Here is a 17,925-nt window from a genome sequence, read left to right as displayed (position 1 = left end):
CGTCGTCGGCCGTCCTTTCCGGACACCCTGAGGAGCCCGAAGCATCATGGCGAACCGCCAGCAGCCCAGCCCCATGCCGATCCACAAGTACGGCCGCTACGAGCAGGTCGACATCCCGGACCGCACCTGGCCGGACAACCGGATCACCGTCGCCCCCCGCTGGCTCTCCACCGACCTGCGTGACGGCAACCAGGCCCTGATCGACCCGATGTCGCCCGAGCGCAAGCGCCGGATGTTCGACCAGCTGGTCAAGATGGGCTACAAGGAGATCGAGGTCGGCTTCCCGGCGTCGGGACAGACGGACTTCGACTTCGTCCGCTCGATCATCGAGGAGCCCGGTGTCATCCCCGACGACGTCACCATCTCCGTACTGACCCAGGCCCGCGAGGACCTGATCGAGCGCACGGTGGAGTCCCTGAAGGGCGCCAAGCGGGCCACCGTCCACCTGTACAACGCCACCGCCCCCGTCTTCCGGCGGGTGGTGTTCCGCGGCTCCAAGGACGACATCAGGCAGATCGCCGTCGACGGCACCCGTCTGGTGATGGAGTACGCGGAGAAGCTGCTGGGCCCGGAGACCGAGTTCGGCTACCAGTACTCGCCCGAGATCTTCACCGACACCGAGCTGGACTTCGCGCTGGAGGTCTGCGAGGCGGTCATGGACGTCTGGCAGCCCGGTCCGGGCCGCGAGATCATCCTCAACCTGCCCGCCACGGTGGAGCGTTCGACGCCCTCCACGCACGCGGACCGCTTCGAGTGGATGTGCCGCAACCTCTCGCGCCGCGAGTACGTCTGCGTCTCCGTCCACCCGCACAACGACCGCGGTACGGCCGTCGCCGCCGCCGAGCTGGCGCTGATGGCCGGCGCCGACCGCGTCGAGGGCTGTCTGTTCGGGCAGGGCGAGCGCACCGGCAACGTCGACCTGGTCACCCTGGGCATGAACCTGTTCTCGCAGGGCGTCGACCCGCAGATCGACTTCTCCGACATCGACGAGATCCGTCGCACGTGGGAGTACTGCAACCAGATGGAGGTCCACCCGCGCCACCCGTACGTGGGCGACCTGGTCTACACGTCCTTCTCCGGCTCCCACCAGGACGCCATCAAGAAGGGCTTCGACGCGATGGAGGCCGACGCGGCCGCCAAGGGCGTCACCGTGGACGACATCGAGTGGGCCGTGCCGTACCTGCCGATCGACCCGAAGGACGTCGGGCGCTCCTACGAGGCCGTCATCCGCGTCAACTCTCAGTCCGGCAAGGGCGGTATCGCCTACGTCCTGAAGAACGACCACAAGCTGGACCTGCCGCGCCGGATGCAGATCGAGTTCTCCAAGCTCATCCAGGCGAAGACGGACGCCGAGGGCGGCGAGGTCACCGGCGGCGACATCTGGGCGGTCTTCCAGGACGAGTACCTGCCCAACCCGGACAACCCCTGGGGTCGGATCCAGGTCAAGAACAACCAGTCGACCACCGACACCGACGGCGTGGACACGCTGAGGGTGGAGGCCACGGTCGACGGCGAGGACACCGTCCTGACCGGTTCGGGCAACGGTCCGATCTCGGCCTTCTTCGACGCCCTGCAGTCCATCGGCATCGACGTACGCCTGCTGGACTACCAGGAGCACACGCTGGCCGAGGGCGCGTCCGCGCAGGCCGCGTCGTACATCGAGTGCGCAATCGACGGCAAGGTCCTGTGGGGCATCGGCATCGACGCCAACACCACGCGCGCCTCGCTGAAGGCGGTCGTCTCGGCGGTCAACCGGGCGGCCCGGTAGTCAGTCCGACCGGTGGTTTGACCCCGCCCGCCGTTCGTTCGGCGGGCGGGGTTCCGTCGTAATTCGGCCATTGACCTGTGCAGGTCACGGAAAGGTCTCGTCCGGGGTACTGACTCCACGTCCGTGATGTGGCTAACATCACGCAAGCGCTGCGATGTTGCCGCGTGGTTACGGAGGTGCGACGTGCTGCCAGGACGGGGACGAGACGGCCGTGCCGCCAGGGCTGCGCGCATCCTGGGCACGCGCACCGCATGGTCGCCCATCGGCGACGGCGAGTTCTTCTGCCCCGGATGCGGGGGCGACCGCAACTACCAGCGGCTGACCGGGCACCGCCGCTTCACCGTGCTCGGCGTGCCCCTGCTGCCGCGCGGCGAGACCGCCCCCGTCGTGGAGTGCGCGGCCTGCCGCCGTCACTTCGGCACCGACGTCCTCGACCACCCGACCACCACCCGCTTCTCCGCGATGCTCCGCGACGCCGTCCACACGGTCGCCCTCGCGGTGCTGGCGGCGGGCGGCACCTGCGCCCGGCCGTCCCTGGAGACCGCGGCGGCCACCGTACGCGCGGCCGGCTTCGACGACTGCACGCAGGAGCAGCTGGGCGCCCTGGTCGAGGCACTGGCCGCGGACACCGGGCGGGTCTTCTCCGAGCCCTGCGGGGCCGGTCTGGCCATAGAGCTCCACGAGGCCCTCGACCCGCTCGCCCCCCATCTCGCGCCGCCCGGCCGGGAGTCGATTCTGCTCCAGGGCGCCCGGATCGCCCTGGCCGACGGCCCGTACACACCCGCCGAGCGGGACGTCCTCGCGACGGTCGGCGCCGCCCTCACCCTCCGCACCGAGGACGTGACACGACTGCTGGCCGCGGCGGCACGGACCCCGTCGTAGACCGGGACCCGAGCGGTCAGCGGTACGCCGCGACCACGAGTACGGCCATGCCGACGAGCACCTGCAGACCGGCGCTGACGCCGGCGCGCAGCAGGTACAGCGGCCCGGCGGACAGCACGACGAGGCCGCCTGCGCCGCCGACCGGGAGCCAGTGGAGCGAGAGAGTGACCTCGGAGTTGTCCGCCCCCGGATCGAACGGCTTCCAGTCGCCGCTGACGTCGACGCCCAGCAGGACGGCCACGACGACCCCGATGACGTCGAGGACGAGCAGCCCGGCCGCCAGGGCGATGTCCCCGGCGACGGGCAGCCACCGGCGTTCGGTGCGTGGGGGCGGCGCGTCGGCACCGCGGAAGCGGGGCAGGCCGGAGGGGGCGGTCATGCGGCCAGCATCCCGGAGAAGCAGGTCCAGGGCATGAGTACGGATACTCAGGACCCGCGCCGCCCCGCCGTACTCCCCGGGGAGTAACCGCGCCCCCGCGCCGCCCGCGGCAGTAGCCCCCAACTCGCCCTCGGGTCCGACGAACCGCGGCCCGGGTGCCGGAAGTCTGGAGACGACCCGGACACCCGACCTGGAGGGAGGCCCGCCACATGGGGGCCGCAAGGACAAGCACACGGCGACGACGTGCCGTGCCCTGGCTCGTGCTCGGGCTGTGGATCGCCGTGCTGGCGATCACCTCGCCGTTCGCGTCGAAGCTGGCGGACGTCCAGCGCGACCGTGCCATCGACTACCTGCCGGCGAGCGCCGACTCCACCCAGGTCGCCAAGATCCAGGAACGGCTGCCCGGGGGCGAGGCGACCGAGATGATCGTCGTCTATCACCGGGACGGCGGCCTGACCGCGGCCGACAAGGCGACCGCCGCCGAGCAGATCGACCGGATCGCGGGCGCGCACGACCTCACCGGCGCACCGCGCGGCATCCCGTCCGACGACGGCACCACCCTGATGTACCCGCTCGCCAGCACCGAGCCGGGACAGGACGAGGAAGCCCGCGACGCACTCGTCGACGACGTCCGGGACATCGCCCGTGGCGGCGACGGGCTGGGCGTCGAGGTCGGCGGTGAGGCGGCGCTCGCCACCGACGCGGGCGAGGTCTACAACTCGCTCGGCGGGCCGCTGCTCTACACCACCGCCGCGGTCGTCGCGCTGCTGCTGATCCTCATCTACCGCAGCCCGTTCCTGTGGCTGGTGCCGCTCGCCGTCGCGGGCATCGCCGACTACCTGTCGATGGGCGTCGCCTACGGCCTCAACCAGGGGTTCGGGACCTCCGTGTCCGGCCAGAGCTCCGGCATCATGACGATCCTCGTCTTCGGCGCGGGAACGGACTACGCGCTGCTGCTCGTCTCCCGCTACCGCGAGGAGCTGCGGCGCATCGAGCGGCCGTACGACGCCATGGCCGCCGCGCTCAAGGGCTGCGGGCCCGCCGTGCTCGCCTCCTCAGGCACCGTCGCCGCCGGACTGCTGTGCCTGCTCGCCGCCGACCTGAACTCCAGCCGGGGCATGGGCCCGCTCGGCACCGTCGGCGTGCTGTGCGCGCTCGCCGCCATGCTGACGCTGCTGCCCGCGATCCTCGTGCTGCTGGGCCGGCGGGTCTTCTGGCCGCTCGTACCGCGCTACGGCAGCACGCCCAAGGCCCGTAAGTCCCTGTTCACCGCGATGGGCAGCTCCGCCGGACGCCGGCCCCTCACCGTCCTCGCGGGCGGCGCCGCCCTGCTCGGCGCGCTCGCGCTCGGCGCCCTGAACCTGCCCGGCGACCTCAAGCAGGAGGACTCCTTCACCAGCACGCCCGACGCGGTCGCCGCCATGCGGACGCTCGCCGCGGCCTACCCCGAGCGCGGCACCCAGCCCCTCACCGTCATCACACCGCAGGACCGGGCCGAGGAGACGCTCGCGTCGATCCACGGCACCCGCGGTGTCGACAGCGCGCGGGAAGGACGTACCGGGAACGGCTGGACCGAGATCTCCGTCGTGGCCGCCGCACCGCCCCAGTCCGCCGGGGAGACCGCCACGATCGAGTCCCTGCGCGACAAGCTCGACGGCTCCTACGTCGGCGGACCCAGCGCCGAGCAGATCGACCTGAAGGACACCAACGCCCGGGACCGCCTGGTCGTCGTACCGATCGTGCTGCTGTCCGTGCTGCTGATCCTCGTCGCCCTGCTGCGCTCGCTCGTCGCGCCGCTGATCCTGGTCGCGGCCGTGGTCGCGGTGTGGGGCGCGGCGCTCGGCATCGGCGGGCTCGTCTTCGGGCCGCTGTTCGGCTTCGAGGGCACGGACCCGGGCCTGGGACTGCTGTCCTTCGTGTTCCTGGTGGCGCTCGGCGTCGACTACGGCATCTTCCTCATGCACCGGATGCGCGAGGAGTGCCTGAACGGCGCCGAACCCGCCTCGGCCGCGCTCACCGCGCTGCGCACGACGGGCGGGGTCATCGCGTCGGCCGGGCTCGTCCTCGCGGCCACCTTCGCGGTGCTCACCAGCATGCCGATGGTCGCGCTCGTCGAGCTGGGCTTCGTCATCGCGGTGGGGGTGCTGCTGGACACCTTCCTGGTCCGCACCTACCTGGTCACCAGCGCGAGCGTGGCGCTCGGACGCAGGGTGTGGTGGCCGGGCGCGCTGTCCCGGGCGCCGCGGTCCCCGCTGCGGCGGGAACGCCAGCCGGAGCCCGTGTGAGCCGGCCCCGCACCGCAACGGCGCCCCTGCCCTCCCGCAGGGGCGCCCGCGTGGCGCAGGATGAGCCGGTGCAGCAGACGACGGCGAGCGGCCGGCCCGGTACGGGCGAGCGGGTCATGGCAGCGATCAACCGCGACCCCCTGACCGCCCCGCACCGCACCCGCAACGACGCGCTGCTGGCCCTGATGTGGGCCGCGCTCGCCGCGGTCCTGGCCCTGGCCGGCGACAAGGGGACGCGGCCCGACGCGCTCGGCTGGACCCTGCTGTTCGCCGCACACGTGCCCCTCGTGTGGCGGCGCCGCAGTCCGGTGCTCGTCCTGCTCGTGGTCATGGTCTGCATCACGCCGTACCACGCTCTGAACAACAACCACGCCGCGCCGATCCTCGCGACCATGGTGGTGCTGTACACCGTCGCGGCGACGGGCACGGTACGCCGCACACTGCTCGTCGGTGCCGCCGTCCTCGGCGTGACACTGCTCATCAACGCCCTCACCAACCCCGACGGGACGATGGAGCTCCTGCGGATCTCCGGCTGGGTCGTGGCGTTCCTGTTCTGCGGCATCGACGTCCGCTACTACCGCCAGTACGTCACCGCCATCGTCGAACGCGCCGAACGCGCCGAACGCACCCGCGAGGAGGAGGCCCGCCGCCGGGTCGCCGAGGAACGCCTGCGGATCGCCCGGGACCTGCACGACCTGCTCGCCCACAGCATCACCCTCATCGGCGTGCAGACGTCGGTGGCTGCCCACGTCCTGGCCGCGGACCCCGAACGCCTGGACCGCGAGACGGTGGCGAAGGCCCTGGACGACATCGCCGAGACCTGCCGCACGGCCCGCGGCGAGCTCCGTACGACGCTGGACGTGCTGCGCGAACAGGGCGCCGCCGACGGGGCGCGCGGGCCGCTGCCCGGGCTCGACGGGGTGCCGGACCTGGTGGAGGCGGCGCGGCTGGCCGGCGCGCGGGTGGAATCGGAGGTACGGGTGGGACAGGCGCCGCCCGCCGTGGGCGCCGCCGCGTACCGGATCGTGCAGGAGGCGCTGACGAACGTCGTACGGCACGCGGGGCCCGAACCCGCCGTACGCGTCGAGCTGTCCGAGGAGCGCGGCGCCCTCGTCGTCTCGGTCACCGACGACGGCACCTGCCCCTCCGCCCCCGGCGACCGCAGCCCCGGCTACGGTCTGGTCGGCATGCGGGAGCGGGCGCGCAGTGTGGGTGGCACACTCGACGCCGGACCGCGCGACGAGGGGGGTTTCGAGGTGTGCGCCGTACTGCCCACCGGGACGGACCGGGAGGGGGACCGATGATCCGCGTGCTGCTCGCGGACGACCAGACGCTGGTACGCGAGGCGTTCGCCATGCTCGTCGAGTCCGCCGCGGACATGGAGGTCGTCGGGCAGGCCGGCACCGGCCGCCAGGCCGCGGAACTGGCCCGCAGCGCCCGTGCCGACCTCGTCGTGATGGACATCCGCATGCCCGACCTCGACGGCATCGAGGCGACCCGTCTGATCGCGGCCGACGAGGACCTCGCCGGGGTGCGGGTGCTGGTCCTGACCACCTACGACACCGACGAGAACGTCGTGGAGGCGCTGCGCGCCGGGGCCTCCGGATTCCTGGTCAAGGACACTCGCCCGGCCGAACTCCTCGACGCCATCCGCACGGTGGCGGCCGGTGAGGCGCTGCTGTCGCCGGGGCCTACGGCACGGCTGATCGAGCGGTTCCTGCGCAGCCCGTCCGCGCCCACGACGGGCGGGCCCGACTGTCTGTCCGAGCGTGAGCGCGAGGTGCTGACGCTGGTCGCGCGTGGGCTCAACAACACGGAGATCGCGGAGGCGCTGGGGCTGAGCCCACTCACCGCCAAGACCCACGTCAGCCGGATCATGGGCAAGCTGGGGGCGCGGGACCGGGCACAGCTGGTGATCGTGGCGTACGAGTCGGGGATGGTGACGCCGAGGGCGCCGTGACGCTGCGGGGCACCGCCCCGCCCCGGGACCTACAGCAGGCCCGCCCCGGCGAGGAACTTCCCGACCCTCTCCACCTCGTGCGCCGACAGCGGCACCTGCGGCTCCGCCGTGACCGGGCAGTCGATGACGCCCCGCAGGTGCAGCGCCGCCTTGAACGCCCCCAGCGCCGACGAGCTGCCCCCCATCCGCCCGGTGTCCCCGACGCACACCATGCCGAACAGGGCGCACAGGCGCTCCTGTTCCAGGCGTGCCCGCTCCCGGTCACCGGCGCGGCACAGCGCGTCGAGACGGACGTAGCCGTGCGGGTCGACGTTGGCGAGGCCCGGTACCGCCCCGTCGGCGCCCATCGCCAGGGCCGCGTCGACGAGGAGTTCCGAGCCGGTCAGCGCGCTGAAGCCCCGGACGTCGGAGCGATCGCGGGCGCCGGTGACGACCTCCCGGAACCCGGCCAGGTCACCGCTGGAGTCCTTCAGCCCGGCCAGGACCCCCTCGGCGGCGAGGTCCAGGACCACGTCGGCGGGGAGCTTGGTGTTGACGGAGGCCGGGATGTCGTAGGCGATGACCGGGACGGGACTGGCGGCCGCGAGCAGACGGTAGTGGCGGGCGATCTCGGCGGGGTGGGTGCGGGCGTAGAAGGGGGCCGTCGCCACCACGGCGTCCGCGCCCGCCGCCGTGACCTGCCGTACGTGGTCCAGGACCCTCGGCGTCGTCATGTCGATCACGCCGGCCAGCACGGGGAGCCGGCCGCCCGCGTGCCCCACCACCGCCTCCACCACCAGCCGGCGCTGCCGGTCCGTCAAAAAGGCCGCCTCCGAGCTGGAGCCCAGTACGAACAGACCGTGCACACCGGCGTCCGTCAGATGGTCGACCAGCCTGAGCAGGGACGGGACGTCCACCTCGCGGTCCGGTGTCAGCGGCGTGCAGACGGGCGGGACGACACCGGTGAGCGGGGTGGGGAACGTCATCAAGGCTCCTTGGAAAGGCGGCTCCGGTGTGCGAGGTCGCGGGTGGCCTCGCCCTCCTGCACCGGATGGTGACACCTGTAACGATGCCCCGGGCGCGACGCGGCCGAAAACCCCGGCATCACCTCCGCGCACACCGCGTCCGCCTTCCAGCACCGCGTCCGGAAGGGACAGCCGCTCGGCGGGCGCGTCGCCGACGGCACCGGGCCCGCCAGCGCGATCGGGTCGACCGGGTCCAGCAGGCCGGGGGTCGCGGAGAACAGGGCACGGGTGTACGGGTGCCGGGAGCCGTCGGTCACCTCGGCCGCGGGTGCCTCCTCGACGATCCGGCCGAGGTACATCGTGATCACGCGGTCGCTCATCCTGCGGACCGTCTGGATGTCGTGGGAGACGAAGACCATGGCAAGGCCCAGCCGCTCCTTCAGGTCCAGAAGGAGGTTCAGGATCTGGGCGCGGACCGACACGTCCAGCGCGCTCGTCGGCTCGTCCGCGACCACCAGGGCCGGCTCCAGGGCCAACGCCCGTGCGATGGCCACCCGTTGACGCTGGCCGCCCGACAGCTGACCGGGCAGGGCGTCGGTGAGCGCGCGCGGGAGACCCACCAGGGACATCAACTCCCGGACCCGGGCGTCGCGTTGTGCCCTCGTGCCGCGGTCGTGCACGTCCAGCGGGTCGCGCAGTATCTGCCGGACCGTCAGGCGGCGGTTCAGCGCCGTCGACGGGTCCTGGAAGATCATGCCCGTGCCGGCGCCCACCGCCGTCCGGCGCTCGGCCGCGGTCATGGCCCACAGGTCCCGGCCCCGCAACGCCACCGTCCCCGACGTCGGCCGCTCCACCCCCACCAGCACCTTCGCCAGCGTCGACTTGCCGCACCCCGACTCACCGACGACCCCCACCGTCTCGCCGGGGGCGATGACGAGATCGGCACCGGTCAGCGCGTACACCTTGTCCCGGGTGAACAGCCCGCCGCTGCGCGCCCTGTGCACGACGTGCGCGTCGGACAACTCCGCCAGCGCGTTCACCGGACGACCCCGCTGGGCGAATCCGTCGGCGCCAGTACGACCGCCGGGTGATGGCAGGCCGCCGTGTGCGTCGGCGAACCCACCGGCTCCGGAGCCGTGGTCCGGCACACCTCGCTCGCCAGCGGACACCGGTCGGCGAAGCGGCAGCCTTCAGGGAAGTCGGCGGGGGAGGGGACGACGCCCCTGATCTGGGTCATCCGCTCCTCGCCGGACTCCAGCGAGAGCACACTGCCCAGCAGGCCCCGCGTGTAGTGGTGCGCCGGCGCCTCCACCACGTCGGCGGTCACGCCGGTCTCCACGATCCGGCCGCCGTACATCACGGCCACCCGGTCGGTCACGTCCGCGATCAGCGCAAGGTCGTGCGAGACCAGGATCAGGGCGAAACCCAGCTCCTCCCGCAGCCTCATCAGCAGTTCCATGACCTGCGCCTGCACGGTGACGTCGAGCGCGGTCGTCGGCTCGTCGGCGACGATCAGCTTCGGGTCGCGGGAGAGGGCCATGGCGATCAGAACGCGCTGGCGCTGGCCGCCGGAGAGTTCGTGCGGGTAGCTGCGCAGGGTGCGTTCCGGGTCCAGGCCGACCATCGTCAGCAGGTCGTGGGGGGTACGGCGGCCTCCGCGGCGTACGACCTGCCCCAGTTGGGCGCGGATCGTCATCGCGGGGTTCAGGGACGACAGGGCGTCCTGGTAGATCATCGCCATCTCGTGGCCCAGCAGCCTGCGGCGCACCCGCATCGGCTCGCCCACCAACTGCCGCTGCTCGAAACGGACCTGGCCGCGCACCCGGGCACCCTTCGGTTCCAGTCCCATCACCGCGAGCGCGGTGAGCGACTTCCCGCAGCCCGACTCCCCGACCAGGCCCAGCACCTCACCCGGCCGCACCTCGAAGCTGATGCCGTCGACGATGTCCACACCGGCATGGCGCCCCGCGAAGCCGATCGCCAGGTTCTCCACCGCCAGCACCGGCTGTCGCCCCTGGGGCAGTGGCCGCGCCCGGGACCGCAGCCGCGCCGCGGCCTCCGCCAGGCCCGGCAGCCGCGGCACCTCACCGCTGCCCGGCTCCGGTGCTTCGAGGCGGTCCTCGGCGTCCCGTACGTCGACCTCGCGCGCCGACGGTGCCGCCCACGCGTCCGACACGCCCTCGGACAGGATGTTCAGCGACAGGACGGTCACCAGCATCAGCAGCCCGGGGAAGACGGTGGCCCACCAGCCCCCGGTCAGCACCATGTTCTTGCCGTCCGCGATGACACTGCCCCAGGACGGGTCCGGTGGCCGTACGCCCGCGCCGATGAAGGACAGCGACGCCTCGAAGACGATCGCCTCCGCCACCTGGACCGTGCAGAACACCAGCACCGGGGCGGCGCAGTTGACGGCGACGTGCTTGACGACGATGTGCGGGGTGCGGGCACCGATGACCCGTTCCGCCGTCACGTAGTCCTCGCCGTACTGGTCGAGGACGTTCGCCCGGACCACCCTTGCCACCGGTGGTGTGAACAGGAACGCGATCGCGCAGATCAGGACCGTGATCCCGCCGCCGAACACCGCCACGAGCACGGCGGCCAGCGCGATGCCGGGGAACGCCATCACCACGTCCAGGCAGCGCATCAGCGTCTCGTCGACGGCCTTGCGGGAGGTCGCCGCCACGGCCCCGATCAGGGCGCCGACGACCAGCGCGAGCCCGGTCGCGCCCAGCCCGATCGCCAGCGACCAGCGGGCGCCGTACATCAGCCGGCTGAGGATGTCCCGGCCGAGGCTGTCCTGGCCCATCCAGTGCCCGGCGGACGGATGTCCCGTGCCGTCCACCGGTGGCTGCTGGTCGAGCGGGTCGTGCGGGGCGAGCACGGGGGCGAGCAGCGCCATCAGGACCACGACGGCCAGGAAGCAGACGGCGATCCTGGACAGCGGCGGCAGCCGGCGCCAGCCGCGCAGCCGGATGCCGGGCCGGGACAGCGCCTCGGTCAGACGCTTGTGAGGGAACGTCACGTCGCCTCCCGCAGGCGCGGGTTGACCAGCAGATACAGGATGTCGATGACGAGGTTGACGACGACGAATCCGGTGGCCGTCGTGAGTACGACGCCCTGGACCACCGCCGGGTCACCGTTCTTCACGGCGTCGATCATCAGCTTCCCCATCCCGGGCAGCGAGAAGATCGTCTCGATGACGACCGCGCCGCCGAGGAGATAGCCGACGCGCAGGCCGAGCACGGTCAGCGGGTTGATGAGGGCGTTGCGCAGCACGTTCCGGCCGACGACCACCCTCGGCGGCAGCCCGCTGCCGATCGCCGTGCGGACGTAGTCCTTGTCCAGTTCCTCCACCACCGCCGTCCGCACGATCCGGGTCAGCTGCGCCGCCACCGGCAGCGACAGCGCGAAGGCGGGCAGGGTCATGGTCCTCAGCCAGCCGGTGAGGGAGTCCGCCGGGTTGATGTAGCCGCCGGTCGGGAACCAGCCGAGGTCGACGGCCAGGTACTGGATCATCAGCAGCGCCAGCCAGAAACCGGGTGCGGCGACGCCCGTCAGGGAGACGACACGGATGATCTGGTCGGGCAGGCGGTCGCGGTACATGGCCGCCGTCACGCCGCCGAGCAGCGACAGCACGACCGCGATACCGAGGCCCAGGAAGGTCAGCTGGAGGGTGAGCGGCAGCGCGGTCATGACCTGGTCGACGACCGGCGCCCGGGTCAGGGCGCTCGTGCCCAGGTCGCCGTGGAGCAGATCGCCGATGAAGGCGACGTAGCGGACGGGGAGGGGATCCAGCAGGCCGTTCTCCTCGCGGAAGTCGTGCAGTTGCCGAGCGGTGGGGTTGGCGCCCTGGAAGAACGCGGACGCCGGGTCGACGTCCGAGAACCGCATGACCAGGAACACGAACAGCACGATGCCGAGCATCAGCGGTACGAGCAGGGCGACGCGGCGGGCCAGGATCCTGACGACGGTGACCACTCGGGTACTCCCCGGGCCTCTAGGCCCACTTGGCCTGGAGGAGGTTGATGCCGGGGTACGGCTGTGCCCTTATCCCGGTGAGCAGCTCGGGGTTCCAGGCCGTCATCAGCTCGTTGTGGACGACCGGGTAGAGCACCGCCTGCTCGGCGACGACGTCGATGTAGTCCTGGATCATCGTCTTCTTCTTCTCGGGGTCCGGCTCCCGGGTGGCCCGGTCCATGTCCTTGAAGAGCGCCTTGGCCACGGGGTCGTCGGCCCAGCGCGTGTACTGCATCCACAGGTTCTCGGGGCCGTAGTTGTAGTGCATGATCAGGTCGGCGTCGAGGCCGAACTGGTTGGGGTTCGAGGCGGCGGCGACGACCTGGTAGTCCTGCTTCTGGTCCATCTTGGTGAAGACGGCCGTGGTCTCCTGCGGAGCGAGGGTGGTCTTCACACCGATCGCGTCCCACGAGGCCTTGACGGTCGGCAGGCAGTCCACGATCCAGCTCACGTTGACGGCGAGGATCTCGATCTCCAGCCCGCTGACCCCGGCCTCCTTCAGCAGGGCCTTCGCCTTGTCGGGGTCGTGGTCGTAGACGGTCTTCGCGCGCCGGTGGCCGGGATTGGCCTCGTCGAGGAAGGACGACGCCGGCTTGCCGTGCCCCTTCAGCGCCACCTCGATCATCTTCTCGGTGTCGACGGCGTAGTGCAGCGCCTGGCGCACGCGTACGTCGTCGAAGGGCTTGTGCCTGGTGTTGAACATCAGGAAGAGGTTGTTCATCCCGGCGCCGCCCGCGACCGTGAGCCCGCCGCTCTCCAACTGCCGGATATTGGCGTACGGAATGTTGTCGGAGATCTGCGCGCCGGCGCCGGCACCCGAGATCCTGGCCACGCGCGATGCCGCGTCCACGATCGTCAGCCAGTTCATCTTCCTGAAGGCGGGCTTGCGCGGGCCGTTGTAGTCGGCGAACGCTTCGAAGGTGGTGTTGGACTTCGGGTGGTGCGCGGTCTGCCGGTACGGCCCCGAGCCGATCGCCTTGCCCTTGATGGCCTCCTCCCAGGCGCCCGGCCGGGAGAAGACGTGCTTCGGCATGATCTTGGCGAGGGTGAGCCGCGAGATCCCGTCCGGGAAGGGGAACTTGAGCACCAGCTCGACGTTCCGCGCGTCGATCTTGCGGACTTCCTTCAGCCAGCTCGCGAAGAACCCCTTGGCGAGGGTCTGCGTCTTCGGGTCGAGGATCCGGTCGAAGACGAAGACCACGTCGTCGGCCGTGACGGGCTTGCCGTCATGGAACTTCGCGCCCGCGCGCAGGGTGAATCTCCAGGACGTCGCGTTGGGGTCGGCCGGGACCTGGGTGGCCAGGGCCGGGTACGGCTCCCGGGAGATCGGGTCGGTGTCGAGCAGGCCCTCGTAGATGTGGTTGTTGGCGGCCATGCAGAAGGCGGACGCCGTCTGGGTGGGATCCCAGCTGCCGTCGTTGCCGTAGCCGATCACCGCGGTGAGCGTCCGGTCCCGGCCACCGCCCCCGCCGGTCTCGTTGGTGGACTCGGGGCCCGACGAGCAGGCCGACAGCGACGCGGAGACGGCGCCGGCCGCGCCCAGCGCGCCGGTGTACTTCAGGAACGACCGGCGGTGCGGTGCCGGCACGTCGGGGGTCACCTCGCGCACGGTTCCTCCAGCAGTGGGTGGTGCTCCGGCGAGGAGCGGGATGCGGAGATACGACGTCCTACGTCCTGGCGGTCAGCGCGACCATAGGTGGGGCGGTGGGGGCGGTCAAGGGATCTCGCACGAATGGCGCATCCGTCACAGGTCGGACCAATGGCGCCGTGGCGTGGCCTGAGTTGACCCCTCGTCAGGACCGCGCCCGCCAGACATGGGATGTGGGACGTCGAGTGCGCGTACCATGCGCCGCATGCCCGGGCAGCCCAGGAACAGCCGTACGTCCGAGGGGTCCAGGAACAGCCGGATCCAGCGCCAGGTCATGCAACTGATCATCGACCGCGGGCTCCGGGCCGGCGCCCTCCTGCCCACCGAGGCCGAGCTCATGGAAGACCTCGGCGTCAGCCGCAACAGCGTCCGCGAGGCGCTCAAGGCCCTCCAGGCCCTGGACATCGTGGAGATCCGGCACGGCTACGGCACCTATGTCGGCCAGGCCTCGCTCACCCCCCTCGTCGACGGACTGACCTTCCGCACCCTCGCCCGGCACGACCACGGCGACTCGGCTGCCCTGGCCGAGATCCTCCAGGTCCGCGAGGTGCTGGAGGAAGGGCTGATCCGACGGGTGGCGGCGACGGTCACCGAAGCGGAGCTGGACCGGCTGGAGGCGGTGGTGGTGAGGATGGAGGCCGCGGGACGGGCCGGGCGGGCCTTTCCCGCACTGGACCGGGAGTTCCACGAGCTGCTCTACGTCTGTCTGGGCAACGCCCTCGTCCCCCAGCTGCTCGCCGCGTTCTGGACGGTGTTCCGTCGCGTCCGCGGCGCCCGGGGAGGACCGGGCGACCCCTCACCCGGACTCACCGCCCGCCGGCACCGGGACATCCTCACGGCCCTGCGCGCCCGGGACGCGGAAGGGGCACAGCGTGCCATGGCGGTCCACTTCCTGGGGATCGACGACCACCGGGGCCGCCGCCCGCAGGCGGCCGTCCTCGCATCGCCCGCTCAGGCGGGCTCGTCCGGCCCCTCGCCCACCGATGACCGACCGATCAGGAATCGAGAAGCGCCGCCCTCCGGCCGCGGCTAGCGTGACGGGCATGGACATCTCGATTCACGCCAGCTTCCTTCCGCACGACGACCCCGACGCGTCCCTCGCCTTCTATCGCGACGCCCTCGGCTTCGAGGTCCGTACCGATGTCGGGCAGGGCAAGATGCGCTGGATCACGGTGGGCCCGGCCGGTCAGCCCGAGACGTCGATCCTGCTGGCGCCGCCCGCCGCCGACCCCGGGATCACCGACGACGAGCGCCGCACCATCGCCGAGATGATGGCCAAGGGCACCTACGGCTGGATCCTGCTCGCCACCGCGAACGTCGACGACACCTTCGAGAAGGTGCAGGCCAGTGGCGCCGAGGTCGTCCAGGAGCCGATCGACCAGCCCTACGGCATCCGCGACTGCGCCTTCCGCGACCCCGCCGGCAACCTCATCCGCATCCAGCAGCGGAGCTGAGCCGTCCCGCAGCCCGAGCCACCGCACGTCCCGCCGGAACCGACCGGCACCACCCAGAGACGCACAGGGAGAGAGCACACGATGAGCAGGGCCACGAGGACGGACACGCAGGCGCCCGCACCGCACGTCGCCGACAGTCATGAGCTGATCCGCGTGCACGGCGCACGCGAGAACAACCTCAAGGACGTCAGCATCGAGATCCCCAAGCGCCGGCTGACGGTGTTCACCGGCGTCTCCGGCTCGGGCAAGAGCTCACTGGTGTTCGACACGATCGCCGCCGAGTCGCAGCGGCTGATCAACGAGACCTACAGCGCCTTCCTGCAAGGGTTCATGCCGAACCTCGCGCGCCCCGAGGTCGACGTCCTCGACGGCCTGACCACCGCCATCACCGTCGACCAGCAGCGCATGGGCGGCGACCCCCGCTCCACGGTCGGCACCGCCACCGACGCCAACGCCATGCTGCGCATCCTCTTCAGCAGACTCGGCAAGCCGCACATCGGCCCGCCCAGCGCGTACTCCTTCAACACCGCCTCGGTGAAGGCGAGCGGCGCGATCACCGTGCAGCGGGGGGACAGGACCAAGGCCGAGAAGGCCACGTTCGAGCGCACCGGCGGCATGTGCGTCCGCTGCGAAGGCCGCGGCAAGGTCTCCGACATCGACCTCACCCAGCTCTACGACGACTCCAAGTCGATCGCCGAGGGCGCGTTCACCATCCCCGGCTGGAAGTCGGACAACGTCTGGACGGTGGGCGTCTACGCCGAGTCCGGCTTTCTCGACCCGAACAAGCCGATCCGCCTCTTCACCAAGAAGGAGATGCACGACTTCCTGTACCGGGAGCCGACCAAGGTGAAGGTCAAGGGCGTCAACCTCACCTACGAGGGCCTGATCCCCAAGATCCAGAAGTCGTTCCTGTCCAAGGACAAGGAGGCGATGCAGCCCCACATCCGGGCCTTCGTGGAGCGGGCGGTCACCTTCACCACCTGCCCCGAGTGCGACGGCACCCGCCTCAGCGAGGGCGCCCGGTCCTCCAAGATCGGCAAGATCTCCATAGCCGACGCGTGCGCCATGGAGATCCGCGACCTCGCCGAGTGGGTCCGCGGGCTCGACGAGCCCTCGGTCGCGCCGCTGCTCACCGCGCTCCAGCACACCCTCGACTCGTTCACGGAGATCGGCCTGGGCTATCTCTCGCTCGACCGGTCCGCGGGCACCCTGTCCGGCGGCGAGGCGCAGCGCGTCAAGATGATCCGCCACCTCGGCTCCTCGCTCACCGACGTCACGTACGTCTTCGACGAGCCCACCGTCGGCCTGCACCCGCACGACATCCAGCGGATGAACGACCTGCTGCTGCGGCTGCGCGACAAGGGCAACACCGTCCTCGTGGTGGAGCACAAGCCGGAGACCATCGCGGTCGCCGACCACGTCGTGGACCTCGGCCCCGGCGCCGGCACCGCGGGCGGCACCGTCTGCTTCGAGGGCACCGTCGAGGGGCTGCGCGCGAGCGACACCGTCACCGGCCGCCACCTCGACGACCGCGCCAAGCTCAGGGAGACGGTGCGCAAGCCCACCGGCGCTCTGGAGATCCGCGGCGCGACGGCGAACAACCTCCAGGGCGTCGACGTCGACATCCCGCTCGGCGTGCTCTGCGTCGTCACCGGTGTCGCCGGCTCCGGCAAGAGCTCCCTCATCCACGGCTCCATCCCGGCCCCCGAGGGCGTGATCTCGGTGGACCAGACGCCGATCCGCGGCTCGCGCCGCAGCAACCCGGCGACGTACACCGGCCTGGCCGACCCGATCCGCAAGGCCTTCGCCAAGGCCAACGGCGTCAAGCCCGCACTGTTCAGCGCCAACTCCGAGGGCGCCTGCCCGACCTGCAACGGCGCCGGGGTCATCTACGTCGACCTCGGCATGATGGCCGGCGTCGACACCCCCTGCGAGGACTGCGAGGGCAAGCGGTTCCAGGCGTCGGTGCTGGAGTACCACCTCGGCGGCCGCGACATCAGCGAGGTCCTGGCGATGTCGGTGGCCGAGGCCGAGGAGTTCTTCCGCGAGGGCGAGGCACGCATCCCCGCCGCGCACCGGATCGTCGAGCGGATGGCGGACGTCGGACTCGGGTACCTCACCCTCGGCCAGCCGCTCACCACGCTCTCCGGCGGCGAGCGGCAGCGGCTGAAGCTGGCCACGCACATGGGCGACAAGGGCGGCGTCTACGTCCTCGACGAGCCCACCACCGGCCTCCACCTCGCCGATGTCGAGCAGCTGCTCGGCCTGCTCGACCGGCTCGTCGACTCCGGCAAGTCGGTCATCGTGATCGAACACCACCAGGCGGTCATGGCCCACGCCGACTGGATCATCGACCTCGGCCCCGGCGCCGGCCACGACGGCGGCCGGATCGTGTTCGAGGGCACCCCCGCCGAACTGGTCGCCCAGCGCTCGACCCTCACCGGCGAGCACCTCGCGGCCTACGTCGGCGGCTGACCCCGTGTGCCTGACCTCGTCACCGGTGAGGTCCTTCCTCTCGTCCCGCTCCCGGCAGACCCGGGAGTGGACGAGGTGGGAGCCGGCCCGGGAAGATGCGGGAGTGAGCCCCA

14 protein-coding genes are annotated in these 17,925 nt (G+C 71.4%); 8 read left to right on the top strand and 6 right to left on the bottom strand.

All coding sequences use genetic code 11. The annotated features are described in order from the left end of the window. The first annotated feature begins 46 nt into the window (after window positions 1-46). Both leuA and ACFYNL_RS09170 read left to right on the top strand, forming a co-directional pair. Window positions 47-1,768 carry a 2-isopropylmalate synthase gene (gene leuA / locus ACFYNL_RS09175; RefSeq protein ID WP_388799045.1) on the top strand — a complete coding sequence of 574 codons (1,722 nt, stop codon included), beginning with the start codon at window positions 47-49 and terminating at the stop codon, window positions 1,766-1,768. 183 nt (window positions 1,769-1,951) lie between these two features. Then, window positions 1,952-2,650, top strand: a complete 699-nt coding sequence (locus ACFYNL_RS09170) for a TerB family tellurite resistance protein (protein ID WP_388799042.1) — start codon at window positions 1,952-1,954, stop codon at window positions 2,648-2,650. Window positions 2,651-2,666: 16 nt separating this feature from the next. Here ACFYNL_RS09170 and ACFYNL_RS09165 read toward each other — a convergent pair whose 3' ends face one another. Continuing rightward, complete coding sequence (locus tag ACFYNL_RS09165; protein ID WP_388799039.1) at window positions 2,667-3,029, bottom strand: DUF6234 family protein; 363 nt, start codon at window positions 3,027-3,029, stop codon at window positions 2,667-2,669. Window positions 3,030-3,238: 209 nt separating this feature from the next. Here ACFYNL_RS09165 and ACFYNL_RS09160 point away from each other — a divergent pair, with 209 nt between their 5' ends. From ACFYNL_RS09160 to ACFYNL_RS09150, 3 genes are all read left to right on the top strand, one after another. Then, window positions 3,239-5,314 (top strand): MMPL family transporter, encoded by a 2,076-nt coding sequence (locus ACFYNL_RS09160; protein WP_388799036.1) that lies wholly within the window; start codon window positions 3,239-3,241, stop codon window positions 5,312-5,314. 116 nt (window positions 5,315-5,430) lie between these two features. After that, complete coding sequence (locus ACFYNL_RS09155) at window positions 5,431-6,618, top strand: sensor histidine kinase (RefSeq protein ID WP_388800559.1); 1,188 nt, start codon at window positions 5,431-5,433, stop codon at window positions 6,616-6,618. Continuing rightward, window positions 6,615-7,274: a response regulator gene (locus tag ACFYNL_RS09150; protein ID WP_388799033.1), complete on the top strand. Its 660-nt coding sequence runs from the start codon at window positions 6,615-6,617 to the stop codon at window positions 7,272-7,274. The genes ACFYNL_RS09155 and ACFYNL_RS09150 overlap by 4 nt, the downstream gene beginning before the upstream one ends. Before the next feature lie 29 nt (window positions 7,275-7,303). On the opposite strand, the gene ACFYNL_RS09145 is transcribed toward ACFYNL_RS09150, so the two are convergent. From ACFYNL_RS09145 to ACFYNL_RS09125, 5 genes are read right to left on the bottom strand one after another with little or no spacing between them, the layout of a single operon-like run. Next, on the bottom strand, window positions 7,304-8,239 hold the full coding sequence (locus ACFYNL_RS09145) for a dihydrodipicolinate synthase family protein (RefSeq protein WP_388799031.1): 936 nt from the start codon (window positions 8,237-8,239) through the stop codon (window positions 7,304-7,306). Then, complete coding sequence (locus ACFYNL_RS09140; protein WP_388799028.1) at window positions 8,239-9,258, bottom strand: oligopeptide/dipeptide ABC transporter ATP-binding protein; 1,020 nt, start codon at window positions 9,256-9,258, stop codon at window positions 8,239-8,241. The genes ACFYNL_RS09145 and ACFYNL_RS09140 overlap by 1 nt, the downstream gene beginning before the upstream one ends. Then, window positions 9,255-11,240: a dipeptide/oligopeptide/nickel ABC transporter permease/ATP-binding protein gene (locus ACFYNL_RS09135; protein WP_388799025.1), complete on the bottom strand. Its 1,986-nt coding sequence runs from the start codon at window positions 11,238-11,240 to the stop codon at window positions 9,255-9,257. Before ACFYNL_RS09135 ends, ACFYNL_RS09140 begins: the two co-directional genes overlap by 4 nt. Next, window positions 11,237-12,196 carry an ABC transporter permease gene (locus ACFYNL_RS09130; RefSeq protein WP_388799022.1) on the bottom strand — a complete coding sequence of 320 codons (960 nt, stop codon included), beginning with the start codon at window positions 12,194-12,196 and terminating at the stop codon, window positions 11,237-11,239. The genes ACFYNL_RS09135 and ACFYNL_RS09130 overlap by 4 nt, the downstream gene beginning before the upstream one ends. A 19-nt stretch (window positions 12,197-12,215) precedes the next feature. Further along, window positions 12,216-13,844 carry an ABC transporter substrate-binding protein gene (locus tag ACFYNL_RS09125; protein WP_388799019.1) on the bottom strand — a complete coding sequence of 543 codons (1,629 nt, stop codon included), beginning with the start codon at window positions 13,842-13,844 and terminating at the stop codon, window positions 12,216-12,218. A 244-nt stretch (window positions 13,845-14,088) separates the two neighbouring features. On the opposite strand from ACFYNL_RS09125, the gene ACFYNL_RS09120 reads away from it, so the two are divergent. The 3 genes from ACFYNL_RS09120 to ACFYNL_RS09110 all read left to right on the top strand — a co-directional run bounded on the left by ACFYNL_RS09120 (window position 14,089) and on the right by ACFYNL_RS09110 (window position 17,812). Next, the gene (locus tag ACFYNL_RS09120) at window positions 14,089-14,916 is read left to right on the top strand and encodes a FadR/GntR family transcriptional regulator (protein WP_388799016.1); all 828 of its coding nucleotides are present in this window, start codon (window positions 14,089-14,091) and stop codon (window positions 14,914-14,916) included. A 10-nt stretch (window positions 14,917-14,926) separates the two neighbouring features. Continuing rightward, the gene (locus ACFYNL_RS09115) at window positions 14,927-15,337 is read left to right on the top strand and encodes a VOC family protein (RefSeq protein ID WP_388799013.1); all 411 of its coding nucleotides are present in this window, start codon (window positions 14,927-14,929) and stop codon (window positions 15,335-15,337) included. 81 nt (window positions 15,338-15,418) lie between these two features. Continuing rightward, window positions 15,419-17,812: an ATP-binding cassette domain-containing protein gene (locus tag ACFYNL_RS09110; RefSeq protein WP_388799010.1), complete on the top strand. Its 2,394-nt coding sequence runs from the start codon at window positions 15,419-15,421 to the stop codon at window positions 17,810-17,812. Window positions 17,813-17,925 lie beyond the last annotated feature (113 nt).

The sequence above is a fragment of the Streptomyces sp. NPDC007808 genome (genome assembly GCF_042868655.1).
GTDB lineage: Bacteria > Actinomycetota > Actinomycetes > Streptomycetales > Streptomycetaceae > Streptomyces.
This window is presented reverse-complemented; position numbering and strand designations above follow the sequence as displayed.

What these genes read in the sequence shown, in the direction of transcription:
- ACFYNL_RS09110 (WP_388799010.1), top strand. Translation starts at nt 15,419, where the DNA reads ATGAGCAGGGCCACGAGGACGGACACGCAGGCGCCCGCACCGCACGTC.
- ACFYNL_RS09155 (WP_388800559.1), top strand. Translation starts at nt 5,431, where the DNA reads ATGGCAGCGATCAACCGCGACCCCCTGACCGCCCCGCACCGCACCCGC.
- ACFYNL_RS09145 (WP_388799031.1), bottom strand. Translation starts at nt 8,239, where the DNA reads ATGACGTTCCCCACCCCGCTCACCGGTGTCGTCCCGCCCGTCTGCACG.
- leuA (WP_388799045.1), top strand. Translation starts at nt 47, where the DNA reads ATGGCGAACCGCCAGCAGCCCAGCCCCATGCCGATCCACAAGTACGGC.
- ACFYNL_RS09165 (WP_388799039.1), bottom strand. Translation starts at nt 3,029, where the DNA reads ATGACCGCCCCCTCCGGCCTGCCCCGCTTCCGCGGTGCCGACGCGCCG.
- ACFYNL_RS09150 (WP_388799033.1), top strand. Translation starts at nt 6,615, where the DNA reads ATGATCCGCGTGCTGCTCGCGGACGACCAGACGCTGGTACGCGAGGCG.
- ACFYNL_RS09120 (WP_388799016.1), top strand. Translation starts at nt 14,089, where the DNA reads ATGCCCGGGCAGCCCAGGAACAGCCGTACGTCCGAGGGGTCCAGGAAC.
- ACFYNL_RS09160 (WP_388799036.1), top strand. Translation starts at nt 3,239, where the DNA reads ATGGGGGCCGCAAGGACAAGCACACGGCGACGACGTGCCGTGCCCTGG.
- ACFYNL_RS09115 (WP_388799013.1), top strand. Translation starts at nt 14,927, where the DNA reads ATGGACATCTCGATTCACGCCAGCTTCCTTCCGCACGACGACCCCGAC.